Source organism: Stenotrophomonas maltophilia group sp. SKK55, assembly GCF_057179845.1.
Map to the genome: position 1 here is coordinate 298996 of NZ_JBXUHP010000018.1, position 24458 is coordinate 323453.

Here is a 24458-nt window from a genome sequence, read left to right on the forward strand (position 1 = left end):
CGGGCAACAGCCACCCCGCCCCTCGCCGGGATGACGAAGGCAGGGAAGGCTGCCGCTGGCGCCGGCAGCTAAGCGGAAACGCGGATCAGGAGACGGCGGATCAGTGCTTCAGGGCAGCGGTGGCATCGCGGCCCGGTGCCGGCGCCGGCTGTGGCTGCATCGCCACCGCCTTGGCCTGCACCGGCATGCCCGGCATGAAGACCTTCTGCACGCCATCGATGATCACCTTGTCACCGGCGGCCAGGCCGTGCTCGACGATACGCAGGCCGTCGGCGGTGCGGCCGAGCTGGATGTCACGGCGCTGGGCCTTGCCATCCTTGTCGACCACGTACACGTACTTGCGGTCCTGGTCGGTCAGCACGGCCTTGTCGTCGATCAGCAGCGCCTGGAACTGGCCGCTGCCAAGCAGCTGCACGCGGGCGAACAAGCCCGGCGTGAACTGGCGATCGGCGTTGTCCAGCAGCGCACGAACGCGGATGGTCCCGGTACTGCGGGCGACCTGGTTGTCGAGGAAGTCGACCTTGCCCGTGTGCGGGTAGCCTTCTTCACCGGACAGGCCGACCTTCACCGGCAGCGCGCTGTCACGCTCGCTCGGGCGCTCGCCCTTGCGTGCCATCTGGGCGTAGCGCAGGAAGGTGCTTTCGTCGGCATCGAAGTAGACGAACACCGTGTCCAGCGAGACCAGCGTGGTCAGCACGCTGGCGCTGTCGCCGGCGGTGACCAGGTTGCCGGCGGTGACCATCGCGCGGCCGGCACGGCCGTCGATCGGTGCCCGCACCTTGGTGAACTCAAGATTGAGGCGGGCTGCATCCAATGCTGCCTGCGCGGCCTGCACGGCGGCGCCGGACTGGTCGGCAGCCGCACGGCGCTGCTCGGCGGTCTCGGTGGAGATCGCCTGCTGCTCGGACAGCCGCTTGGCGCGCTCGGACTCGCTGCGGGCCAGCGTGGCCTGGGTACGGGCGCGGGCCAGTTCGGCGGCTGCCCGATCGTACTCGGCCTGGTAACTGCGCGCGTCGATGGTGAAGAGCACTTCGCCCTTCTTCACTTCCTGGCCTTCGACGTAGTTGACCTTGTCGATGTAGCCGGACACGCGCGGACGCAGTTCAACGCTCTGCACCGCTTCGACGCGGCCACTGAACTCGTCCCACTGGCTGACCTGCTTGACCAGCACCGGCGCGGCGCTGACCTGCGGCGGCGGCGGTGCACCGCCTTCTTCGGCATGGCCGCCGCTGCAGGCTGCAAGCACGGCCGCGGCGAGGATCGACACGCCGGCCATCGCAATGCGATGGCCGAAACGATGTGGGGTGGTATTGGGGGAAGTCATGGCATGCATCCGTACGGAGGGGTGGTACAGCGATATGAGAACGTGTTGCAAAAATCGGCGGCGAATACTGCGACCTCAACCATGGTCGAGGTCAAGCGATGCCTGCGGTGTCGCGCCACAGCGGAGGAACTTCCAGGTGCAGCAGGCCACGCGGCAATTCGGCATCGCTGCTGTCGCAGCGGACGATGGCGCGGTTGTCGCGGCACCCATCAAGCAGGGAGACCACACGACGACCGACCAGCAGCGAGCTGGGCCACTCGATGCAGGCATTGGCCGCGTTGGCCGGGGTACAGACGGGGCTGCAGACTTCCAGCATCTGCGCGCGCACGCCCAGCGCCTGTGCTTCCTGGTGCACCACCTGCGCGTACATGCGCAGCGCGGCAGTGGTGATCGAGGTCTCGCCGTAGCCCGCCCATGGCTTGGCGTTGGCCGGACTGCCGATCATCACATAGCGGCGCGCATGCACGTTGTCCTGCAGCAGCGGCAGCAGGTGGCGCACGGCGTGCACGTGCGGCATCAGGTCGGCCTGCATCGCGCCCAGCAACTCATCGCCGTTGCGGTCGATCACCCGGCCGCGACGATAAGGACCTCCCATTGCGGCGATCACGGCGGCCAGCGGACGCGGGCGCTGCGCGATGCGTTCGGCCAGCGCGCGTGCCGAGCCGTCATCGCTGAGCGAACCCAGCAGCGTCTCCAGTCCGGGCTCATCCGCGAACTGCTCATGCAGCGCGGCCAGCCGGCCCGGATCGCGGCCAACCACCAGCACCGGGCTGCCGGCTTCCAGCAACGCGCCGACCACGCCCTGGCCGACGGCACCGGTACCGCCAAGGACCAGGACTTCGGGCGTCAGTATCCCATTCACGGGACATTTCCTCCCAAATCCGGGATAGTCCCGATTCGACGCAGGCGGTCGCCCTTGTGTGGGACCAGGCGGATGGCACCGCCACGCTGCTGACGCATGGGCGCGGTAAACTCACGAAAGTCCTTGTGTACCAAGGAACTCGGACGGGCTTCGACGGTCATCGCCAGGTCCAGGGTGTTCTGGCCGGCGTTCCGGAGTCGGGCAAGAATGTTGCGCAGGCTCATGGCGGACGGGCTCCAATTAACGAATGGCGCCACGATAGACCTCAAACCTTTACTTGATTAGTCCTGATTAAGGGGAATAATCATCCCGCACCCGGTCCAATCATTCTGTCACGATTGTCCCATCCCCGACGTCCAGGACCCCCGACCATGTCGCACGATCTCAACGAGACGCTGATCTTCGTCAAAGTGGTCGAGCAAGGCAGCTTCATTGCCGCTGCCAAATCGCTCGGCCTGCCCAAGACCACGGTCAGCCGCAAAGTGCAGGAGCTGGAAACGCGCCTGGGCGCGCGCCTGCTGCACCGGACCACGCGCCGCCTCGGCCTGACCGAAGCCGGTTCGATCTATCACGAGCACTGCCAGCGCATCGCGCGCGAGCTGGAAGAAGCCGAGAGCGCGGTGAGCCAGCTGCAGTCCGGCCCGCGCGGCTGGCTGCGCTTCACTGTGCCCTACTCGATCGGCATCACCTGGATTGCGCCGCTGCTGGGCCAGTTCCATGCGCAGTATCCAGAGATCCGCCTGGACATGCACATGGGCAACGAGAAGCTGGACCTGATCGCCGGTGAAGCGGACCTGGCGCTGCGCGTGGGTGCCCTGCCCGATTCCAATCTGGTCGCGCGCAAGCTGGGCAGCCTGCGCACGCAGGTGTTCGCCAGTCCGGCCTACATTGAGCGCTATGGCGAACCGCTGCATCCGGAAGAGCTGCAGTTCCATCGCATCCTGGCGATGCGCAAGCCGTACCATACCGGCAACTCGCCGCGCTTCACCTGGCAGCTGGGCGAGAACGGGGGCGAACTGCGCGACTTCCCGGTCACCCCGCTGATGACCGCCAACGACATGTCTGCGTTGAATGGTGCATTGGTCTGTGGCGAAGGCCTGCTGCTGACCGGTGATGTGATGGCCAAGCCGTTCGTCGAATCGGGCATGGTGCGCCGCGTGCTGGCCGGCTGGACCGGCCCGGAAGTGGACTTCAATGCCGTATTCGCCGGCGGCCGCCTGGTCTCGCCGAAGGTGCGTGCGTTTGTCGACTTCCTGGTCGAGAAGCTCAACTTCGATGCCAACTACATGCTGGCGCAGTGCCCCGGCGCGAAGCTGGCGCAGCAGCAGAAGGCACAGGAAGATGCCGCGCTGGAGAACAGTGGCAAGCGGATACTGGAGAAGGTGGCCGCTTCGGCGGCATGACCGGCTCTACATACGCAATCGGTGTGCCGAGCAGGCTCGGCACCTACAAAAATGCCGCCTGCAAGGGCGGCATTTTCGTTCCGGCTGTGTGGCTTTCGGTAGATGCCGACCTTGGCCGGCGCCGTTCGGAGAAGCCGCGACCGGGAACGCTATCGGTGTGCCGAGCAACGCTCGGCACCCACAAAAATGCCGCCTGCAAGGGCGGCATTTTCGCTCCGGCCGATGGCCGGACCGGCTCAAGCAGTAACGCTACGCGTTATTGCTTGAGCGGAATCACGCGAATCTCGACGCGGCGGTTCTTGGCGCGGCCAGCATCGGTGCTGTTGTCGGCAATCGGGTACGCCTTGCCGGCGCCCAGCGTTTCGATACGCACGCTCTGCACGCCCTGGCCGATCAGGTACTGCGCGACCGAGTCGGCGCGTTCCTTCGACAGGCGGTTGTTGACCGCGTCGCTGCCGATGCTGTCGGTGTGGCCAACCACCTCGATCATGGTCTGGTTGTACTCACGCAGCGTACCGGCCACGCCGTTGAGCGAGCCATAGAACTGCGGCTTCAGGGTCGCCTTGCCGAAGTCAAAGGTAATGCCGTCCGGGAGGTTCAGCATGATGTTGTCGCCCTGGCGCTGCACATCGATGCCGGTGTTGGCGGTGCGCTCGCGCAGTGCGCGTTCCTGGCGATCCTGGTACTGGCCGACGGCGGCACCGCTGAGTGCGCCGATACCGGCACCGATCAGCGCGTGCTGGCGCCGCTCGGTAGCACTGTCGCCGGTCAGCAGGCCGGCCGCCACGCCGATGGCGGTACCGATCAGCGCGTTGCGGCCGGTCCGGTTCTGCTGTTCGGTCGGGTTGCCGTACTGGTCACTCTGCACATAGGAGCCGCCGGTGGCGCAGGCCGACAGGACGGCCGCACTCATCAGGGCCAGTGCGACGTTGCGGGTGGTGTTGCGGATCATGAGGTTCTCCTTGGTTTCCGGTCGGCCGGCGGCTTGCGGGCGCAGAGAGGATAAACAGCCGAATGCGATGTCGGGATGATGATCCGGTGCGCCGACAGGGCCGCGTTCAGCTAACTGACCGGATCGCTCGGGTCACCCTTTACCCCGCCCCCGACTGGCGGTATGCCGCCAGCGCAGCATGGCGGCCCTCAGCCAGGTCCACCATCGGCGTGCGTGGATAGTCAGGCGCGTGTGCGGCCAGGAGCAGGGGATGCTGCCACGGCGCAAACCGCGCCTTCACCGGCAGCGCCGCCAGCTCGGGCACCCAGCGGCTGATGTAGCGGGCCTGCGGATCGAACTTTTCGGCCTGGGTGACCGGGTTGAACACCCGGAAGTACGGCGCGGCATCGGCGCCGGTCCCGGCCACCCATTGCCAGCCCATCGTGTTGTTGGCCAGATCGGCATCGACCAGGGTGTCCCAGAACCAGCGCGCGCCATGCAGCCAGTGCGCGCGAAGGTGCTTGCACAGGTAACTGGCCACGATCATCCGAACCCGGTTATGCATGTAGCCGGTGTGCCACAGCTCGCGCAGTCCGGCATCAACGATCGGCACGCCGGTGTTGCCGCGCTGCCAGTCGTGCAGTTGCGCTGCAGTCGGCGCCGCCCAGGGGAAGCGGTCAAAACGCGGATTGAGGTTGCCCGTGGGCGTCTTCGGAAAGTGATGCAACAGGTGGTAGGCGAAATCACGCCAGCCCAGTTGCCGCAGATAGCCGTCGATGTCGGCATCGGTGCCGGCACTGCGCAGTCTTTCCAGCGCATGCGCGATGCGCCACGGTGCGATCTCACCGAAATGCAGGTGCGGCGACATCCGCGAGGTGCCCACGCGATCGGGCAGGTCTCGCTGCTCGCGGTAACCGCGCAAGGCGCCGTCCTCGAACACCGACAGCGCCTCCAGCGCACCGGCTTCGCCCGGCTGCCAGTGCTCCCAGAAGCCGGTATCCCAATCCAGCGTCGGTGCAAGCTGTAGATCATCAATTGCGAGGCTGTCGACCGCGTGCGTCGCCAGTGCCTCCGGTGCGGCCTGCAGTGCCGGCAGGCGCCAATGACTGAGTACGTTGCGCCAGTACGGCGTAAATACCTTGTACGGCTGGCCCTGCTGGGTGGCGATGTCCCAAGGCTCGAACAACAGGCTGCCATTGCAGCTCTGCGTGTCGATGCCCTGCTTGCGCAGCATGCGCTTGATGGTGGCGTCGCGTGGCTGGGTGGCCGGTTCGTATTTGCGGTTCCAGTAGACCGCCTCGGCGCCGGTCTGCTCGATCAGCAACTGCAGGGCCGGCAGGCTGTCACCACTGCGCAGCACCAGCGAGGAACCCCGCGTGCGCAGGTCCGCATCCAGCGCGGCCAGTGAACGGTGGCGCCACGCATCGGAGGCGGCACCCGGTGCCCACCCGCCTTCTTCGTGCGGCGCATGGATGTAGACCGGCACCACGTCGTGACCGGCATCCAGCGCGGCATGCAGGGCCGGATTGTCCTGCAGCCGCAGATCACGGCGGAACCATACCAACGCTACCGACACAGGCACTGCCTTCGTTGTGGAAGGCGCACATGATAGCCAGCGGTGGTGAAGGAGATGCGCGCGCCCGGCCATCCAGGCATGGCGTGGGTCTACTGCTTGAATCGCTCCATCGCTTCACTGATCAGCCCGCGCGCCTCGGCGGCGTTGCCCCAACCGTTGAGCTGCACCGGGTTGCGCCCGGCCGGCAGGTCCTTGTAGACCCGGAAGAACGCTTCGATGCGCTGCCGTTCGATCTCCGGCAGATCGGCCAGGTCGCGGATGTTGGCGTAGGTCGGGTCAACCTTGTCGGTCGGCACGCCGATGATCTTCTCGTCGTGCTCGCCGCCGTCGATCATCTTCAGGTAGCCAATCGGCCGGAAGCGTACGATCACGCCCGGATGCAGGGGTTCACGGGTCAGCACCAGCGCGTCCAGCGGATCGTTGTCGCCAGCCAACGTGCGCGGCATCGAACCGTAGTTGGCCGGATAGGCGACCGGCATCGACTGGAAGCGGTCCACATGCACCAGGCCGTCTTCCTTGATCTCGTACTTGGTGAAGCTGCCGGCCGGAATCTCCACCGCCAGATTCACTTCCTGCGGAGCCTGCTTCGGCTGCGCCGCCAGGAACGGATGCAGCACGCTATCGGCGGCGGTCACCGCCGTCGCGAGCAGGAGCAGGGCCCCGCCGATGGCAGCCATGGGGACAAGACGGCGTACGGTTTTCATCTGGATTTCCTCATTCCCAGCAGCGATCAGCGCGGCCCTTGGCAGTCTGCGCGCGCGGGCAGTCACGCGGCGTGATGCGGCCTTCGGTCAGCTCCGTGCGCTGCTTGCCACCCTTGGCATCACGGCGCAGTTCGAAGGCATCGTAGAGACGGCCAGTCACGGTGCGTGCTTCATAGCGCAGGTGCTGCGGATCGATGTTCAACACCTGGAACAGCTGGGTGTCTTCGGCCACCGGGTCCATCGTCCTGCGCGCTTCGTCGGAAAGGCGATACTGCTTCGGCCCCGCCACGGTGACCACATACTGCGGCGTCGCGGCCTGCCCTTCACCACGGCGACCATAGGTGTGATCGTGGCCCTGCAGCACCAGGTCGACGTTATGGCGGCGTACCACCGGCAGCAGCACGTCACGCAACGCGGCGTTCTCGCGTCCTTCGCGCGGCGAGTAGAACGGCTGGTGCAGCAGCACGATGGTCCACGGCTGCGGATTGCCGCCCAGTACCTTGTCCAGCCACTGTGCCTGTGCCTTGGCGGTGCCCAGGTCGAGTGCCGAAGTGCCATCGACCACGGCCACGCGCACGCCCTGCGCATCGAACCAGTAGCTGGTCTGCTGCGCGGCGCTGGCGCCATTGCCCGGCAGCGCAAACGTCACCGGCCAATGCTTGCCCAGCACGCGGCGTTCCTGCGGGGTGTCCTCGAACTCCTCGAAATACTCGTGGTTGCCGATGGCCGGGGCCACCAGGGTTTCCTGCGCCAGCCAGCTGGTCGCAGCAAACCACTCGCCCCACTCACTGTCATCCATGTTGTCGCCGCCGCTGACCAGGTCGCCGGCAAACAGGCTCATGCGCGCCTGCGGTGCGGCCTTCTGCGCCGCGCGCACTACCCGGCTGACATGGCTGACGTTCTTGTTCTGGGTATCACCGAAGTACAGCAGGGTCAGCGGCTGGTCGGCCGCGGCCAGTGTGCGCAACTGGTTCCAGGCGCTCCAGCTGCCGTTGCCCTGCACGCGGTAGACGTACTGGGTATCCGGCTGCAGGCCGCTGATGTCGGCGCGATGATGATGCGACAGACCATTCTCGGTCTGTAGCGAACGGGTCGTTGCGCGCACCTGGCGGATGCCCTCGATGGCCGGCGAATCTCCGGCGAGGGCAATCTCCAGCAGCGGTGCCTGCACGCTGCCGTCGGTACGCCAGGCGACAGCGAATCCATGGCTGGGATCGACCGCCGGCGAGGCGACGATGCGGTCAGGTACCGTCGTTGCTGCGTAGTGGCGGCTGCCCGCCGGCACCTGGGTATTCGGTTCGGCCGCTGCGAACGACAGCGACGGCAGCGCCAGCAGCAAGCTCAGCGCCAGCGTACGCATCACGCAGTGCCCGCTCATGCGCCACACTCCAGCGGCAGCGCCAACTGCTTGGCGATGCTCTCCCAGTCGAACGCAACCACGCCCTGGTCGTCGTGCACGGCATACAGCGCACCGTGCGGGAAGCGCGCGCTGGCTTGCTGCATCATCCAGATGCCGTCGGTGTTGGCCACGGTATTGCCCTGGAACGCGCCGACCGGCTTCAGCGTATGCCGGTCGAACAGATGGAACACGCTGCGCTGCTTGCCCTGTTCGGTGGTGATCCACCAGCCATCCTTGCCGCAGGTGCGCAGGGTCACGCCTTCGGCCTGGGCCTTGAACACGTCGCGACCGAAGGTGGTACCGGTGAAGCGACCTGACAGGGTGTAGACCTTGAACTCGCTGGCGTAGCTCTCGTCCTCTTCGGCAATCAGCAGGCGGTCGTTATCCGGGTCGCCCCAGATCGATTCGACTACGCGTAGTGCACCGGCTTCGCTGGTGTCACCGATGCTGGCGACGAGCTTCGCCTCGACCTTCGCACCATCGCGGGTCACGTGATACTGGCGCACGCGCTTGTCCAGCTCGGCCAGCGGCGGCAGGATGTCACGGCCCTGCGCATCCTCGCCGTTGTCCCAGGAGTCGGTGACGTAGACGCTGTAGCCATCGGCGCGGCGGTCTACCCACAGCCCGTACGGCTTGCGCAGGTCGTCCGCAGCGAACGTCGCCAGCGGTGCGAAGTCCGGCAGGCTCAATACCTGCACGCGATGATTGTCGCGCTCCACGATCCACAGCAGGTCGTCGATCACCGCGATACCATTTGGGCGGTCGAACTGCCCCGGTGCGGTGCCGCTGCTGCCGACGTCACGCAGGTGCTGTCCGGTGCTGCCGTCGTAGACCACCAGCTTGTCGGTAGCCTTGGCGGTGGCGATCAGCCACAGTGCGCCGTCCGGCGCGCGCCAGGCCGCCGGCGAGTCGATGTTGTCGGCCGGGGTCATCGGTGACAGGAAGGCTTCGGCGATGGTGGTCACCACGCGCTCGCCCCCGGCGGCCGGCGCGGCCGCTCCCGCAACCGGATCGCTGCCGGTGGCCGGCGTGCAGCCGGCGACCAGCGTAGCTGCCAGCGCGGCGGCCAGGACGGTGACGCCACGCACCATCACAGCGCCACCTTCAGGCCCAGCGCATAGGTGCGGCCGTACTCTTCCATCTGCAGGGTGCGCGAACGGGTGCCCTGGTACAGCTCCAGCGGCTTGTCCAGCAGGTTCTGCGCTTCGAAGTAGACGCTCACGCGCGGGGTGAACCTGTAGTCAAGCGAGAAATCGAGCTGGGTATTCGGCGCAACGTAGATATCGAACGCGCGGCCCTTGCCGATGCTGTCCAGGTACTCGCTGCGGTACACGGCCGCCAGGCGCGTGCTCAAGCCGTACTTCTCATAGCCGATGTGCGCGCTGTAGACGTGCTTGGAGGCGCGTGGCAGGGTGAAGTCCTCGCCCGCACGGTCCTTGATGCCGGCATCGAACTTCGTATCCAGCCAGGTGCCACTGGCGCCGACCAGCAGGCCATCCAGGCCGTCCGGCAGGAAGGCCAGCTGCTGCTGCCAGTTGAACTCCGCACCACGCACGGTGGCCTTGCGACCATTGATCGGCTGCGTCACATCGAATCCACCGTAGGCCGGATCATTGGTGCGCACGGTTTCGACAATGTAGCCATCGATCGACTTGTGGAACAGGCCCAGCGAAACGATGCCGCTGCTGCCGATGTACTTCTCCACCGACAGGTCGATGTTCTTCGACTCGTACGGATCCAGTTCCGGGTTGCCCAGGCGTACTTCCTCGTCACCGCGGCTGTAACCCACGCGCGGCGAGACGTCGCCGAAGGACGGGCGCGATACGGTCTTGTTGGCCGAGGCGCGCAGCACCCAGTCATCAGCCGCGTCATAGCGCAGGTGCAGGCCCGGCAGCACGTTGGTGTAGCTGCTGTTGGCCACGCGCGGGGTGACGGTGAAGCTGCGGCCGTTGGCGGCCACGTCCACCTGGTTGCCGACTGCCTTGAACTGGGTGTTTTCCACGCGAACACCGCCGATGATGCGCAGCGCGCCCACATCCCAGGTGCCCATCGCATAGCTGGCGAAGATGTCTTCACTGGCCACGTAGTCCTCTTCCAGCGAGGTCATCGCGTTGCCACCGACGTCCTGCGGACGGGCACTGTACTGGCTGCCATTGGCCGCCCAGAAGGCACGCATCGCGGCCGAATCCATGCCGTCGCCGAAGTTGCCGTGGCGATGTTCGGGCGAGGAGGTGGTCCAGCCCGCCAGCGCCACCTTCGGGCCGACGCGCAGTTCGCGCTCATCTACATTCACATCGCGGTCGCGCCAGCGGCCCAGCAGACCGAACTTGATGCTGCTGCTGTCGCCGTCGAAGCCCACGTTGACCTGCGCGCTGTGCTCCTTGTCGTTCACCTGCTTGGGCGAAAGCACGAAGCGGTCGAACGCGTAGTTGCTGTTGTCCAGCCACTGCGGGTTGTCGAAGCTGTAGCTCGGCAGTCGGCTGCTCTGGTCCAGGCTGCCGTTGAACGCCTTGCCGTTGAGCTTGAAGCGCGCCTCCATCTCGTCATTCACGCGCTCTTCGGTACGGGTGTAGCCGATCCGGTAATCGACCACGGCGTTGGTCAACTTGTTCTCGCCGCCCAGGCTGGCCGCGAAGGTATTTTCCTTCTTGGTGCGGTAGCGCATGCGCTTGTCGATCGAATCCTTCGGCATGCCATCCAGGCGGTACTGGTCGGTGCCGGTCTTGATCATCTTCGCGTCGTCGAAGTTGAAGATCACGCGCTGGCGGGTCTCCGCATCGTCGAACTGGCTGTACAGCGTGCGCAGGTAGTACTTGCTGTCTTCGTCCGGGCGCCAGTCGAGGTTGAGGTTGGCGCCGATGCGCTTGCGCTCGATCTCGTACTTGCGGTGCTGCAGGTTGATCGCGGTGACGTCACCGGGGGCGGCATCGTCCTCGCCGTCGTACTCCACTTCGGTGTTGTCCGACTCGAACCTGCGCTTCTGGTAGTTCACGCCCAGCGCCACGCCGAAGGTGTCGTTGAACACTTCGCTGTAGTTGAAGGCCGCCTTCGGGCTGGTCTCGCCGGACAGCTGCTGGTGACTGCCCTCGATCTTGCCACGCAGGCTGCGACCGTCGCGGTCGAAGGCCGAGGCCGATTCCACCAGCACGGCACCACCGATGGCATCACCGGGCATGTCCGGGGTCGGCGACTTCACCACGCGCAGGCGTTCGGTGGAATCGGACGGGATCACGTCCAGCGGCGCGGCACGGCTGGAATCCTCCGGCGTGCCCACGGCGATGCCATCCACGCTGACGCTGTTGAGATTGGCGTCCAGGCCACGGATGACCACGAAACGGCCCTCGCCCTGGTCACGGGTCACGCTGATGCCCGGCAGGCGCTGCAGTGATTCGGCCACGTTCTTGTCCGGGTACTGGCCCAGGGCATCGGAGGACACCGCGTCTTCGATGGCGTCGCTGCCGCGCTTGAGGTCGACCGCGCGGATCTGCGATTCGAGCTGGGCGCGCACCTCGATACGGTCAAGGTCGACCGCGTCTGCCGCCACGGCGCCGGTGGCGGCTACCGCCTGCTGCCCGGCGGCCTGCAGCGGTGCCGCAGCCCCCATTGCCAGGGTCAGGGCGATGGCAACGGCCAACGGAGTCTTGTTATGCACTGGGAATCCCCATTCCTGTTAAGAATGGGTCTGCACGGTATGTCCGCAAGGTTGCATGGCCGTGACATGCGTCTGCACATTTCATGTACGCCGGCCCCGGGCCCGGTTTGGGCTTCGCCGCGCCAATCCGGCAAAATGGCGGCCTCTCTCCCTATTCCCCTTCCCGACCATGAAGATCGTCGAAGTGCGCCACCCGCTGGTGCAGCACAAGATCGGCCTGATGCGCAACGCTGCGCTCAGCACCAAGGATTTCCGCGAACTGGCCAACGAGCTGGGTACGCTGCTGGCCTACGAGGCCACCGCCGACCTGGATACCGAGCCGCACACCCTGGCCGGCTGGGCCGGCCCGGTGACGGTGCAGCGCATTGCCGGCGCCAAGATCACCGTGGTGCCGATCCTGCGTGCCGGCCTGGGCATGCTCAGCGGCGTGCTGTCGCTGATCCCGGCGGCCCGTGTCAGCGTGGTCGGCCTGCAGCGCGATGAAGAAACCCTGCAGCCGGTGCCCTACTTCGAGCGCCTGACCGGCCGGCTGGAAGAGCGCGACGCACTGATCCTCGACCCGATGCTGGCCACCGGCGGCACGCTGATCGCCACCATCGACATGCTCAAGCGCGCCGGCGCCCGTCGCATCAAGGGCATCTTCCTGGTGGCCGCGCCCGAAGGCATCGAAGCAGTGAAGGCCGTGCACCCGGACGTGGAAATCTACACTGCGGCCATCGATGCCCAGCTCAACGACAAGGGCTATATCCTGCCCGGACTGGGCGACGCGGGTGACCGCATCTTCGGCACCCGCGTCGGCTGATCCGGCGAACCGGGGTCGGATCCCTCTCCGCAGGAGAGGGCTCTGACCCGACAACCGTTCGCGGGCGCGCTTCGCCGCAGCACGTGAACGCCCGTGGACGCGGGTGTGGCCGACGCGTGATTCTTCACGTGGCCTTGCCGGCCGGAGGCGAATGCTCCGCGCACCCGCCACCCTTGGAGCTCGCGATGAAGGCCTCATTCCTGCTGGCCGCCGTCCTGCTGGCCGGCCTGCCCCTGGCTGCCAACGCCACCACCCCTCAGCAGCAACGCATGGCCGAATGCTCGGCCAAGAACAAGGGCTTGAAGGGGGATGCCTACAAGACCGCGCAGAGCTCCTGCCTCAGTGGCCAGGCCGCCGAAACCAAGCCGGTCAATACGCAGCAGGAACGCATGCGCAAGTGCAACGCTGAAGCGGGCGCGAAGAAACTGGCAGGCGATGCGCGCAAGACCTTCATGAGCAGCTGCCTGAAGGCGTCGTAACGACGAGTGATGCAGAGCCGAGCCCACGCTCGGCTCTGCCATTACCCCAGGGCGCGCGCCTTCAGCTCGCCCTGTTCGTGCAGGGTCACGAAACGTCCCTTGTCATCACGGCCCAGCTGCGCCAGCGCCACCTGCGGGTCGTGGGTGAAGAACAGCCGCACGTTGCGCGCCAGCTTGTCTTCAAGGAACTGCCGTTTCTCGTCGATCAGCAATTCGGCATTGCGGTCATAGCCCATGGTGATCGGCACGTGCACCCATGAACGACCTGGGATGAGGTCGGCACAGAACACCACGCCACCGTGCGGATCTTCCCCGGCATGCGCGTGGCCAACGATCTCGGCCAGCATCAGCCCCGGCGTATGCCCATGGCTGTAGCTGAAGCGCACGCTGCGGCCGAGCGCCTTCGAGTACTCGCCATCCACCACTTCCAGGCGGCCACTGGCCTGCAGCAGGCCGGGCAGCTCAGGAATGAAACTGGCCCGATCGCGCGGGTGTGGCTGCACGGCGCGCTGCCAATGCTGCGCACCAACCACATAGGTTGCGTTGGGGAACAGCAGCTCGGGCTCACGCCCTTCGCTCCATGCGGCAAGCAGGCCACCGGCATGATCGAAGTGCAGGTGGCTGAGCACCACCACGTCGATGTCCTCGTGCTCGAAACCCGCTTCGCGCAGTGAATCGATCAGCACGTGCTGGCTTTCCTGCACGCCGTAGCGCTCGCGCATGCGCGGGTCGAAGAACGCACCGATACCGGTTTCAAACAGTACCGTCTTGCCTTCCAGCGGACTGGCAAGCAGCGCACGGCAGGCCAGCTCGATGCGATTGAGCTCGTCCGGAGCCGCCCATTTTTCCCACAACGCACGCGGCGCGTTGCCGAACATCGCGCCGCCGTCCAGGCGCTGCGAGTTTCCACGAATAGACCAGAGTTTCATGCGTCGATTATCGGCGCCGGACCGTTAAATAATCGCTAGAAAGGAAACAGGAAACCCCGCCGGTTGGCGGGGTCCTGGTGATCTGCGGATTGCCGGCCAGTGGCCGGCACCACCACATCAGTGGGCCGGCACGACCTGGGCACTGCCCACCGGATTGCGCGGGTCGCTGCCACCGAACAGCTTGTTCGCCTTGCGGTCCCATTCCACGGTCTGCAGGTTGCCCCACACGTGGCTGGAACCGCGACCGCCGGCGGCGACATTGCCCGGCAGGTCGATCCTGTGGCCCATCGCCTGCAGCTGCTTCACCGTCGCCGCGTCGAACGCATCGTCCTCGGCTTCGATCAGGTCCGGCAGCCACTGGTGGTGGTAGCGCGGCAGCGCGGCAACCTGCTGCGCGTCCAGGCCGGCGTCGTAGCCGAGGATGCCCAGCAGCACCATGGTGATGATGCGGCTGCCACCCGGGGTGCCCAGCACGATCACCTTGTCGCTGTTTTCCATGAAGGTCGGCGTCATCGAGCTGAGCATGCGCTTGCCCGGCTTCGGCGCATTGGCCTCGTAGCCCATCACGCCGAAGGCATTGGGCGTACCCGGCTTCAGCGCGAAATCGTCCATCTCGTTGTTCAGCAGCACGCCGGTGCCCTTGGGAATGAGCCCCGAGCCGTACAGCAGGTTGACGGTCTGGGTGGCGCCGACGCGGTTGCCGTCGCGGTCGATGATCGAGAAGTGCGTGGTCTCGTCGTCTTCCAGCGGCGTCGGGTTGCCCGACAGCAGGTCGCTGGGCGTGGCCTTTTCCGGATGGATGGTCGCGCGCAGGCCCTGTGCGTAGTCCTTGCTGGTCAGCACCTTCTGCGGGATCTGCACGAAGTCCGGATCGCCGAGGAAGAACGTACGGTCGCGGTAGGCACGGCGCATCGACTCCACCACCAGATGGGTACGGTGCGCCGGATCCATCTTCCTGATGTCCCAGCCTTCCAGGATCTGCAGCATGCTGGCCAGCGCGATGCCACCGGACGACGGCGGCGGCGCGGTGGTGATCTTCCAGCCGTTGTAGTTGAACACGATCGGCTCGCGCTGCTTCACGCGATAGCCGGCCAGCTCTTCGGCGGTCCACTTGCCACCGGCCTGCTTGACGCCCGCCAGCAACAGCTTTCCGGTCTGGCCCTTGTAGAAGCCGTCGAAACCTCCAGCGGCCAGGCGCTCCAGCGTCTGCGCCAGCTCCGGCTGCTTGAACAGGTCACCGCTGGCGATCGGCTTGCCGTTGCGCAGATAGACTTCACGCGTGCCGGGATAGCGCTCCATCACTTCACGGCGCGACGCGTAGCCCTTGGCCATGCGGTCGTACACCGGGAAGCCTTCGCGTGCGATGCGGATCGCCGGCTGCAGCGAGGCCGACAACGGCAGCTTGCCGTGCCGGGCCGACAGTTCGACCAGCGCCGCAGGCAGGCCGGGAATACCCGCCGACCAGGCACCGTTGACCGAGCGGTCGCGGTCCAGGTTGCCCTGCTTGTCGAGGAAGGCCTGCGGCGTGGCCGCCGCCGGTGCGGTCTCGCGTGCATCCAGCATCACGTCCTTGCCGGTGGCCGCGTCGTGCAGCAGGAAGAAGCCGCCGCCGCCGAGTCCGGAACTGATCGGCTCGACCACCGCCAGCGTGGACGACACCGCCACCGCAGCGTCGAAGGCGTTGCCGCCCTGCGCCAGGATGTCGATGCCGGCCTGGGTGGCCAGCGCATGGCCGCTGGCAATGGCTGCGCCGTCGGGGCGCTCGGCACGGGCCGGGCTGTCGGCCCAGGCCATCGGGCTCAGCAGCAGGCCGAGCAGCAACAGGGGGCGGACGATCAGCGTCTTCATTCGGATGGGGGCTCCGCATAGAGTTCGGGGTGATCGTGCTGCAGTTGGCGCAGCTTGGCCAGCAGCTGGTCTTCCGTTTCCACGATCTCCGGATCCGGGTCGATGCACTCGACTGGGCAGACGACCACGCACTGTGGCTCGTCGAAATGACCCACGCATTCGGTGCAGCGCGCAGGGTCGATCACGTAGATGGTTTCACCCATCGCAATGGCCTGGTTCGGGCAGGCCGGCTCGCAGACGTCGCAGTTGACGCAGAGCTCGTTGATTTTCAGCGACATGGCGATACTCCTCGCCCGCGCCTTGGGACAAAGGACCGGCCAGCGCGGGCGCGCGGGCCGGTCAGGTCATCAGCGGCGCCCTGGCAGGACGCCGCCCGGGCCATGCCGGAGCATGGCCGCCATGGCTCGGTATTACTTGGCTTCGACGAAAATGTACTCGGCACCGGTCGGCTGGATCGCAGCCTGCACGCGGGCGTTGTCGGCCGACTGGCCGATGAAGACGACGCGCACGCCCTTCATCGAATCCGGCGACACGTCCTTGAACACGGCCTGGATCATGTCAGCCATCTTGCCCGAGGCCGACGAACCGAAGGCCAGCATGTTGCCCGGCTGCACGCCACGGGCCACGGCCTGGGTCGCGCTCTCGGTCTGGCGCTCATACTTGGCCTGGAAGTCCGGGTCCGATTCCGGGGAGAGGTAGTACAGGAACGGGCTGTTGGTGATGTTGCCCATGTTCTGGATCGCCACTTCCTGCAGGTACTTCTTCCAGCCGGCATCGTCGTCCTTGGACGGAGCGACCAGGGCCTGCTTGGCCTCGTCGACCGGAGCGGCCTCTTCCTTCTTGCAGGCGGTGAAGGCCAGGGCCAACGAAGCGATCAGCATCGCGCGCATGGTGGTGTTCATGGATTTCCTCCCGGAATGGTGCGTGGTGTTGTACGTGATGGGGTGCAGGTACGGCGGGCTTACGACTGTGCCGCCTTCGCTTCGCGGACCTTGCGCAGGGCTTCGAGCACCGCGGCCGGCACGAAACCGGACACGTCGCCGCCCAGGCGCGCGATCTCGCGGACCAGCGAGGACGAAATGAAGCTGTGCTGCTCGGCCGGGGTCAGGAACAGGGTCTCGACCTCGGGAATCAGGTGGCGGTTCATGCTGGCCATCTGGAATTCGTACTCGAAGTCGGACACCGCGCGCAGGCCGCGCAGCAGCACCCCACCCTGGACCGAGCGTACGAAATGGGCCAGCAGGGTATCGAAGCCGATGACTTCGACATTGCCATGGTGGGCCAGGGCGCCACGCGCCAGCAGCACGCGCTGTTCCAGCGGCAGCGCCGGGCCCTTCGACGGGCTCTGCGCCACGCCGACCACGACCTTTTCGAACAGCGGCGCGGCCCGGCTCACAAGGTCGATGTGACCGTTGGTGATCGGGTCGAACGTGCCGGGATAGACGGCGATGCGGCGGTTGGCCACGGTCATGGGCGGTAGCAGATGTTCAGATGAGGTCAAAGTGTAGCAGTGGCACGGCGGTACAGGGCAAAGCGCACCTCACGGGTGCCGCCCTCACGGTGGAGCAGCCAGCCCTGCGGCAGCACCGGCACGTGGCCGGCCGGCGACTCCAGGTACAGCCAGGCGTCGGCGGTCAGGTGCCGCGGCAGCTGGGCCAGCACGTCCTGCCACAGGCCATCGGCGAATGGCGGGTCGATGAACACCAGATCGGCCTGCTGCGCGGGCGCACCCTGCAGCCAGCGCAGGGCATCGGCCTGCACGACGCTGATCTGGTCGCTGGCCTGCAGCTTGGCCACGGCGGCGGTCAGGTTGCGTCCCAGCTGCGCATCGCGCTCGACCAGGGTGGCGTGGGCGGCACCGCGCGAGACCGCTTCCAGGCCCAATGCGCCGCTGCCGGCGAACAGGTCCAGCACACGGGCCCCGCCGAGCTTGGGTATCAGCCAGTTGAACAGGGTTTCGCGCACACGATCGCTGCTGGGCCGCAGTCCCGGCAGGGTCGGCACCGGCAGGCGGGTATTGCGCCAGCGACCGCCGATGATGCGGACCTGGCCGTCATTGCCCCCGCGGCCGCTCACCGGCGCCCCCGGCGGGGTTCATTCGAGAAATTCAGCATGAGCGGGATTGTAGTTCGGCCGGGCGGCGCCCGGGGACGCGCCAACGCATGCGCGCTGTCGCTCCCACGCTTCGCTGCGCGAAACGCGGGCCCCACTTACCAGCTTCCACACCCCCGCCGCTTCGCGGCTGCCCCCTGACTCAGGGGGCTCCACCCCAGACGCGATCCGATGCTCGACATGCAGGCGGGGTCAGATCCGTTTTCCTGCGGAAAACGGATCTGACCCCATTGGATGTATCGATATCTGACAGATGTGCCGACCAACGGTCGGCACCTACCAACAGCCGAGTGAACCTGTCAGAGGCGGGCGGTGTGGGTTGGCAGGACCGTTGGCGCCATGGATGGCGCCATCGAGCCCCCATGGACGGGTTTACGGCGTGTCCTGCCAACCCACACCACCCCGCCATCCCAAGGATAGCCCGCTGTTGCTATTGCTGTTGCTGTTGCTTCGGCCTCTGCAGGTGCAGGGCTGCAAGCCCTGCCGACCAGCCCCTTGATTTCGGGACAATCATCCCTACCCCTTGGCGAGGCCGCACGCGCTGGCGCGGCATTGCACATGGAGCCCTATCGATGACCGAGACCACCCAGACCGAAACCCTTGGCTTCCAGACCGAAGTCAAGCAGCTGCTGCAGCTGATGATCCACTCGCTGTACTCCAACAAGGAAATCTTCCTGCGCGAGCTGGTCTCCAACGCTGCCGACGCCGCCGACAAGCTGCGCTTCGAGGCCCTGACCCAGCCGGCGCTGCTGGAAGGCGACAGCGAGCTGCGCGTGCGCGTCAGCTTCGACGCCGCCGCCCACACCATCACCATCGAAGACAACGGCATTGGCATGAGCCGCGCCGAAGCCATCGCCCACCTCGGCACCATCGCCAAGTCCGGCACCGGCGACTTCCTGCGGCAGCTGTCCGGCGACCAGAAGAAGGATTCGCAGCTGATCGGCCAGTTCGGCGTCGGCTTCTACAGCGCCTTCATCGTCGCCGACGAAGTGGAAGTGACCTCGCGCCGCGCCGGCCTGGCTGCAGCCGAAGGCGTGCGCTGGAGCTCGCGTGGCGAAGGCGATTTCGAAGTGGCCACCGTCGACAAGGCCGAGCGCGGTACCCGCATCGTGCTGCACCTGAAGGAAGGCGAGCACGACTTCGCCGATGGCTGGCGCCTGCGCAGCATCCTCAAGAAGTACTCGGACCATATCGGCCTGCCGATCCAGATGCCGAAGGAAGGTGAAGAAGGCGCCGCCGTCGAGTGGGAGACCGTCAACCGCGCCAGCGCGCTGTGGACCCGCCCGCGCACCGAGATCAGCGACGCCGAGTACACCGAGTTCTACAAGCACGTAGCGCACGACCATAGCGACCCGCTGGCGTGGAGCCACAACAAGGTCGAGGGCAAGCTGGAGTACACCTCGCTGCTGTACGTGCCCGGCCGCGCGCCGTTCGACCTGTACCACCGCGATGCGCCCAAGGGCCTGAAACTGTACGTGCAGCGCGTGTTCGTGATGGACCAGGCAGAGCAGTTCCTGCCGCTGTACCTGCGCTTCATCAAGGGCGTGGTCGATTCCAACGACCTGTCGCTGAACGTCTCGCGCGAGATCCTGCAGTCCGGCCCGGTCATCGATTCGATGAAATCGGCGCTGACCAAGCGTTCGCTGGACATGCTGGAGAAGCTGGCCACCGACAAGCCCGAGCAGTACGCCACGTTCTGGAAGGAGTTCGGCCAGGTGCTGAAGGAAGGCCCGGCCGAGGACTACAACAACCGCGAGAAGGTGGCCGGCCTGCTGCGCTTCGCCTCCACCCGCGGCGACGGCGATGCGCAGAGCGTGTCGCTGGCCGATTACATCGGCCGCATGACCGAAGGCCAGGACAAGATCTACTACCTCACCGGCGAGAGCTACAGCCAGGTACGCAACAGCCCGCACCTGGAAGTGTTCCGCAAGAAGGGCGTGGAAGTGCTGCTGCTGACCGACCGCATCGACGAGTGGCTGATGGGCTACCTGACCGATTTCGACGGTAAGGGCTTCGTCGACATCGCCCGTGGCGATCTCGACCTGGGCGCACTGGAAACCGATGCGGACAAGCAGGCACAGGAAGCTGCAGCAAAGGACAAGCAGGGCCTGGTCGAGCGGCTCAAGACGGTCCTGGGTGACGAAGTGGCCGAGGTGCGCGTGTCGCACCGCCTGACCGATTCGCCGGCGGTGCTGGCCATCGGCGAGCAGGACCTGGGCCTGCAGATGCGCCAGATCCTGGAAGCCAGCGGGCAGAAGGTGCCGGACAGCAAGCCGGTGCTGGAGATCAACCCGGGCCATCCGCTGATCGCCAAGCTCGACGCCGAAGCCGATGGCGCGCGCTTCGACGACCTCGGCCGGGTGCTGTTCGACCAGGCCGCACTGGCCGCCGGTGACAGCCTGAAGGACCCGGGCGCCTACGTGGCGCGCCTGAACAAACTGCTGCTGGAGCTGTCGGCCTGATCGAGGCGGTGGTCGCCGGGCATGGCCCGGCGGTGCCTTGGTAGAGGCCAACCTTGGTTGGCGCCCCAAAAGCGTGCCAACCAAGGTTGGCACCCACCAGGGGCGGCGGTTTGCGCCTGCGGAGGGGGTTCAGGCTTCGCGATCCAGCAGCGAGCCCAGCATCTGGTCCTGGCGGCGGATCACCGAGGCATTGGCGGCGAAGGCCACTACCTCGGCTTTCGCCGCCAGCAGATCTCCCAGCGGTGCACCGACATCGGCGCCGCCGGCAGTCACCGAGGCCTGCACCCCGCCCTGTCCAGTGGCACCGCGCTGCAACTGCAGGCGCTGCGCATCGGGGGTCGCCAGATTGGCCACGTTGTGCGCTGCCACCTGCACGCCCTGCTGGGCCGCACGCATGCCGCCTAGGGCGATTCCCATCACGTTGTTCATGGCGGTCTCCGGGCCGCTCCGCGCAACCCTCCGGACCGGTTAGCGGCCGGCCGGCCGCGACCTTGAGTCCACATCGGCCCGACAGGCCCGAGTGGTAGCATATCCCTCTGATTTCAGCGCCTTTTGCCAATGCTCAGTTTTTTCCGCCGCAAGAAGCCCCAGGATGCCCCCACCACGGAGGCGCCCAAGACCCAGCACTACTCGGCTGAAGAGCTGGCGGCGGCGTTCCCGTCGGCCGCCCCGGCCGAAGACGCACCCACCGCCGCGGTGGTCGAAGCCAAGGCACCGGAACCGGCCACCGTCGCCGTACAGGCCCCCGTCGCCGAAGTGCCTGCCGTGCCAGCTGCGCAGCCGGCCACCGCGTCCGAGGACGTCCAGGCTGAAGCGCTCGCTGCGGCCGCTGTGCTGGCTCCTCTGGCTCCGGTCATTCCGGTCGAGGAACCAACCGCCCCGGCCACCGACCTGCCGGCGCTGGTGGATGCCCCGCCGGCGCCCGCCGGCAAGCCCGGCTGGCGCGAACGCCTGCGCAACAGCGTCATCGCGCGCAGCTTCGGCGGCCTGTTCTCGCGCAACCCCAAGCTCGACGACGATCTGCTGGACGAACTGGAAACCGCCCTGATCACCGCCGACGTCGGCGTGGGCGCCACCACCGATCTGGTCGAGGGCCTGCGCAAGCGCATGAAGTCGCGCGAGTTCGCCGACGCCAATGCGCTGCTGGCCGCGCTGCGCGCCGAGCTGATCGCGATCCTGCAGCCGGTGGCCAAGCCGCTGGTGATCGACCGCAACGCCAAGCCCTTCGTGGTGCTCACCGTCGGCGTCAACGGCGTCGGCAAGACCACCACCATCGGCAAACTGGCCAAGCGCTTCAAGGATGACGGCCACAGCCTGATGCTGGCTGCCGGCGATACCTTCCGCGCCGCCGCCGTGGCCCAGCTGCAGGCCTGGGGCGAGCGCAACGGCGTGGCCGTGGTCGCGCAGGGGCAGAACGCCGATGCCGCTTCGGTGGCATTCGACGCGCTGCAGGCCGGCAAGGCCCGCGGCACCTCGGTGCTGATCGCCGATACCGCCGGCCGCCTGCACACCCAGTCCGGGCTGATGAACGAGCTGGGCAAGATCCGCCGCGTGCTCGGCAAGATCGACCCCACCGCCCCGCACGAAGTGCTGATGGTGATCGACGGCACCACCGGCCAGAACGCGCTGTCGCAGCTGCGCCAGTTCAATGCCGCAGTGAACGTGACCGGCCTGGTGGTGACCAAGCTGGACGGCACCGCCAAGGGCGGCGTGGTGTTCGCGCTGGCCCGCGAGTTCGGCATTCCGATCCGCTTCGCCGGCATTGGCGAGCGCCCGGAAGACCTGCGCGTGTTCGACCCGGAAGCCTTCGTCGACGCCCTGCTGCCCGAAGCATTGGGCGCCTGATAGATCGCGCAGCCACCGCAATCTGGTGCAGCCACCCATGGGTGGCTCCACCAGGGCGAAGCAGAGCCACCCCATGGGTGGCTGCCTCCTTCCGGAACACTCATGCCCCGCCAGCCGCACGCCAGCGCCGACACTGCCCAGGAAGACGACTTCGTCGCCCGCCTGCTGCACTGGTTCGACGACCACGGTCGCCATGACCTGCCCTGGCAGCACCCGCGCAGCCCCTATCGGGTCTGGCTGTCGGAAATCATGCTGCAGCAGACCCAGGTGGCTACGGTCATCCCGTACTTCCAGCGGTTCCTGCAGCACTTCCCGACCCTGCCCGACCTCGCTGCCGCCAGCAATGACGCAGTGATGGCGCAGTGGGCCGGGCTCGGCTACTACGCCCGTGCACGCAACCTGCATGCCGCGGCAAAGCGCTGCGTGGAACTGCACGACGGCGACCTGCCGCGCGACTTCGATGCATTGCATGCCCTGCCCGGCATCGGCCGCAGCACCGCCGGTGCGATCCTCAGCCAGGCCTGGAACGAGCGGTTCGCGATTCTCGACGGCAACGTCAAGCGCGTGCTCAGCCGCTACCACGGCATCGACGGCTTTCCCGGCCTGCCGGCCATCGAGAAACAACTGTGGGCGATTGCCGAGGCGCACGTCGCGCAGGTGCCGGCCGGGCGCATGGCCGATTACACCCAGGCGCAGATGGACCTGGGCGCGACGGTATGCAGCCGGGCCAAGCCGGCCTGCGTGATCTGCCCGCTGCAGGACGCATGCGTGGCGCGGCGCGAAGGCCGCACCGCTGAACTGCCCACGCCCAAGCCCAGCAGGACCCTGCCCAAACGCGAAGCAGTTGCACTGCTGCTGCGCGACGCCCAGCAGCGCGTGCTGCTGCAGAAGCGGCCGGACACCGGCATCTGGGCGCAGCTGTGGACGCTGCCGCAGGCCGAGGCCGGCAGCGACCTGCAGGACTGGTTCGACGCACATGTCGACGGCTCGCTGGAAGATGCGGAGGAACTGCCGGTGCTGCAGCACACCTTCAGCCACTACAGGCTGCACCTGCAGGTATTGTCACGGAAGGTGCGCGGCCTGCGCGTGGAAGAACCCACGCTGCGCTGGGTCGCCAACGACGAGCTACCCGCATTGGGCCTGCCGGCACCGATCCGCAAACTGCTCGACGGCGCCACGATCAAGACGCCGAAACGAAATTCCAGCAAACCCCGCAACCACGAGTGAGTGCCATGCCCCGAACCGTCTTCTGCCAGTACGAACAACGCGATGCCGAGGGCCTGGACTTCGTGCCCTACCCCGGCGAGCTGGGCCAGCGCATCTTCAACAACATCGGCAAGCAGGCCTGGGCCGCGTGGCTGGCCCACCAGACCATGCTGATCAACGAGAACCGGCTGTCGCCGCGCACGCCGGAACATCGTGCGTTCCTTGAAGGCGAACTGGTCAAGTTCCTGTTCGAGAAGGACGCAGAGAAGCCGGCTGGCTTCGTTCCGGAAGCCTGACCTGCCGGTAGCGCCGGGCCATGCCCGGCGTCCAGGCATCCGCCGGGCATGGCCCGGCGCTACCCGTTTATTTCCCGGATTCCTCGCGCTCCTGCACCTGCGCCTGTCGCAGCTCCTGCTCGGACGCACGCAGGGCCTTCACGTCCAGCTTGCGGATGCTGTTGATGAAGCACGGCAGGCGCGGGCCGCCGGTGGGGTCGCGCACCAGCACCTTGTCGAAGCGCGACGACACGCGGCCCATGCTGCTGGTCAGGCCGATGGCGGTCGCATATGGCAGGTCCTGGCAGGGACCATTCAACTCCAGCAGATAGGCTTCGCTGGGACGGGTCCAGACCGCCAGCGCACTGTCGCCCAGCTCGGTCCAGCCATTGAGGCTGCCAAAGAACTGCATGTCATTCTGCGGCGCGCCGGCGTGGGCACGGTACAGATCCAGTTTCTCGGTACTGCTGAGCCGGCCGGTGGTCGCACAGGCGGCCAGTGCCAGGCAGAGTCCGGCCATCAGGATCGGGGTCTTCATGGCGATCTCCTCGGGGAACTGTCGCCATCATGCGCCCGGGCTGGCAACGCCGGCGCGACGGCTCGCGCCCCATTCAGCCGCCGGTCGGCGGCTACTGGCCGGACCACGGTA

General features: G+C 66.7%; 24 protein-coding genes. 7 read left to right on the forward strand and 17 right to left on the reverse strand.

What is annotated here, in order from left to right; all coding sequences use genetic code 11:
* Positions 1–100: 100 nt before the first annotated feature.
* The 3 genes from AC2A1N_RS10345 to AC2A1N_RS10355 all read right to left on the reverse strand — a co-directional run bounded on the left by AC2A1N_RS10345 (position 101) and on the right by AC2A1N_RS10355 (position 2410).
* The gene (locus tag AC2A1N_RS10345) at positions 101–1324 is read right to left on the reverse strand and encodes an efflux RND transporter periplasmic adaptor subunit (protein WP_049414417.1); all 1224 of its coding nucleotides are present in this window, start codon (positions 1322–1324) and stop codon (positions 101–103) included.
* A gap of 91 nt (positions 1325–1415) precedes the next feature.
* On the reverse strand, positions 1416–2186 hold the full coding sequence (locus tag AC2A1N_RS10350; RefSeq protein ID WP_053499154.1) for an SDR family NAD(P)-dependent oxidoreductase: 771 nt from the start codon (positions 2184–2186) through the stop codon (positions 1416–1418).
* Positions 2183–2410 carry a hypothetical protein gene (locus AC2A1N_RS10355; RefSeq protein ID WP_049414419.1) on the reverse strand — a complete coding sequence of 76 codons (228 nt, stop codon included), beginning with the start codon at positions 2408–2410 and terminating at the stop codon, positions 2183–2185. The genes AC2A1N_RS10350 and AC2A1N_RS10355 overlap by 4 nt, the downstream gene beginning before the upstream one ends.
* Before the next feature lie 147 nt (positions 2411–2557).
* On the opposite strand from AC2A1N_RS10355, the gene AC2A1N_RS10360 reads away from it, so the two are divergent.
* A complete protein-coding gene (locus AC2A1N_RS10360; protein ID WP_061477953.1) occupies positions 2558–3589 on the forward strand; it encodes a LysR family transcriptional regulator in 1032 nt (343 codons plus the stop codon).
* A gap of 256 nt (positions 3590–3845) precedes the next feature.
* Here the strand turns inward: AC2A1N_RS10360 and AC2A1N_RS10365 are convergent, their stop codons facing one another.
* The 6 genes from AC2A1N_RS10365 to AC2A1N_RS10390 all read right to left on the reverse strand — a co-directional run bounded on the left by AC2A1N_RS10365 (position 3846) and on the right by AC2A1N_RS10390 (position 11851).
* Complete coding sequence (locus tag AC2A1N_RS10365) at positions 3846–4541, reverse strand: YiaD family glycine zipper/OmpA-like lipoprotein (protein WP_005416156.1); 696 nt, start codon at positions 4539–4541, stop codon at positions 3846–3848.
* Between the two features lie 139 nt (positions 4542–4680).
* Positions 4681–6096 (reverse strand): cryptochrome/photolyase family protein, encoded by a 1416-nt coding sequence (locus tag AC2A1N_RS10370; protein ID WP_242893442.1) that lies wholly within the window; start codon positions 6094–6096, stop codon positions 4681–4683.
* Positions 6097–6185: 89 nt separating this feature from the next.
* Positions 6186–6800, reverse strand: coding sequence for an inorganic diphosphatase (locus tag AC2A1N_RS10375; protein ID WP_242893445.1), 615 nt, complete (start codon positions 6798–6800; stop codon positions 6186–6188).
* Between the two features lie 10 nt (positions 6801–6810).
* Entirely contained in the window at positions 6811–8160 is a 1350-nt protein-coding gene (locus AC2A1N_RS10380) for a purple acid phosphatase family protein (RefSeq protein ID WP_224329389.1), read from the reverse strand.
* A 14-nt stretch (positions 8161–8174) separates the two neighbouring features.
* Positions 8175–9290, reverse strand: a complete 1116-nt coding sequence (locus AC2A1N_RS10385; protein WP_180870327.1) for an NHL repeat-containing protein — start codon at positions 9288–9290, stop codon at positions 8175–8177.
* Positions 9290–11851, reverse strand: coding sequence for a TonB-dependent receptor (locus AC2A1N_RS10390; protein ID WP_242893448.1), 2562 nt, complete (start codon positions 11849–11851; stop codon positions 9290–9292). The genes AC2A1N_RS10385 and AC2A1N_RS10390 overlap by 1 nt, the downstream gene beginning before the upstream one ends.
* Positions 11852–12020: 169 nt before the next feature.
* Here AC2A1N_RS10390 and upp point away from each other — a divergent pair, with 169 nt between their 5' ends.
* A complete protein-coding gene (upp, locus tag AC2A1N_RS10395; protein WP_005416149.1) occupies positions 12021–12653 on the forward strand; it encodes a uracil phosphoribosyltransferase in 633 nt (210 codons plus the stop codon).
* Between the two features lie 185 nt (positions 12654–12838).
* A complete protein-coding gene (locus AC2A1N_RS10400) occupies positions 12839–13132 on the forward strand; it encodes a PsiF family protein (RefSeq protein WP_061477959.1) in 294 nt (97 codons plus the stop codon).
* Between the two features lie 41 nt (positions 13133–13173).
* Here the strand turns inward: AC2A1N_RS10400 and AC2A1N_RS10405 are convergent, their stop codons facing one another.
* The 6 genes from AC2A1N_RS10405 to rsmD form a co-directional block, all read right to left on the reverse strand.
* Entirely contained in the window at positions 13174–14061 is an 888-nt protein-coding gene (locus AC2A1N_RS10405; RefSeq protein ID WP_061477960.1) for an MBL fold metallo-hydrolase, read from the reverse strand.
* Between the two features lie 117 nt (positions 14062–14178).
* Entirely contained in the window at positions 14179–15909 is a 1731-nt protein-coding gene (ggt, locus tag AC2A1N_RS10410; RefSeq protein WP_134969010.1) for a gamma-glutamyltransferase, read from the reverse strand.
* Positions 15906–16187 (reverse strand): YfhL family 4Fe-4S dicluster ferredoxin, encoded by a 282-nt coding sequence (locus AC2A1N_RS10415; RefSeq protein ID WP_004153175.1) that lies wholly within the window; start codon positions 16185–16187, stop codon positions 15906–15908. Before AC2A1N_RS10415 ends, ggt begins: the two co-directional genes overlap by 4 nt.
* Positions 16188–16319: 132 nt before the next feature.
* Complete coding sequence (locus tag AC2A1N_RS10420; RefSeq protein ID WP_004153167.1) at positions 16320–16811, reverse strand: hypothetical protein; 492 nt, start codon at positions 16809–16811, stop codon at positions 16320–16322.
* A gap of 59 nt (positions 16812–16870) precedes the next feature.
* On the reverse strand, positions 16871–17380 hold the full coding sequence (gene coaD / locus AC2A1N_RS10425) for a pantetheine-phosphate adenylyltransferase (RefSeq protein ID WP_061477962.1): 510 nt from the start codon (positions 17378–17380) through the stop codon (positions 16871–16873).
* A gap of 26 nt (positions 17381–17406) precedes the next feature.
* Positions 17407–17985 (reverse strand): 16S rRNA (guanine(966)-N(2))-methyltransferase RsmD, encoded by a 579-nt coding sequence (rsmD, locus tag AC2A1N_RS10430; protein WP_061477963.1) that lies wholly within the window; start codon positions 17983–17985, stop codon positions 17407–17409.
* A 608-nt stretch (positions 17986–18593) separates the two neighbouring features.
* On the opposite strand from rsmD, the gene htpG reads away from it, so the two are divergent.
* Entirely contained in the window at positions 18594–20483 is a 1890-nt protein-coding gene (htpG, locus tag AC2A1N_RS10435) for a molecular chaperone HtpG (protein WP_134969011.1), read from the forward strand.
* 129 nt (positions 20484–20612) lie between these two features.
* On the opposite strand, the gene AC2A1N_RS10440 is transcribed toward htpG, so the two are convergent.
* Complete coding sequence (locus AC2A1N_RS10440) at positions 20613–20912, reverse strand: hypothetical protein (RefSeq protein WP_154350551.1); 300 nt, start codon at positions 20910–20912, stop codon at positions 20613–20615.
* A gap of 129 nt (positions 20913–21041) precedes the next feature.
* Here AC2A1N_RS10440 and ftsY point away from each other — a divergent pair, with 129 nt between their 5' ends.
* From ftsY to AC2A1N_RS10455, 3 genes are all read left to right on the forward strand, one after another.
* Positions 21042–22328, forward strand: a complete 1287-nt coding sequence (gene ftsY, locus AC2A1N_RS10445; protein WP_061477966.1) for a signal recognition particle-docking protein FtsY — start codon at positions 21042–21044, stop codon at positions 22326–22328.
* Positions 22329–22430: 102 nt separating this feature from the next.
* Positions 22431–23555, forward strand: coding sequence for an A/G-specific adenine glycosylase (gene mutY / locus AC2A1N_RS10450; protein WP_242893457.1), 1125 nt, complete (start codon positions 22431–22433; stop codon positions 23553–23555).
* Positions 23556–23560: 5 nt separating this feature from the next.
* Positions 23561–23830, forward strand: a complete 270-nt coding sequence (locus tag AC2A1N_RS10455) for an oxidative damage protection protein (RefSeq protein ID WP_019661206.1) — start codon at positions 23561–23563, stop codon at positions 23828–23830.
* 67 nt (positions 23831–23897) lie between these two features.
* On the opposite strand, the gene AC2A1N_RS10460 is transcribed toward AC2A1N_RS10455, so the two are convergent.
* A complete protein-coding gene (locus AC2A1N_RS10460; RefSeq protein ID WP_053500546.1) occupies positions 23898–24347 on the reverse strand; it encodes a DUF6491 family protein in 450 nt (149 codons plus the stop codon).
* Positions 24348–24458 lie beyond the last annotated feature (111 nt).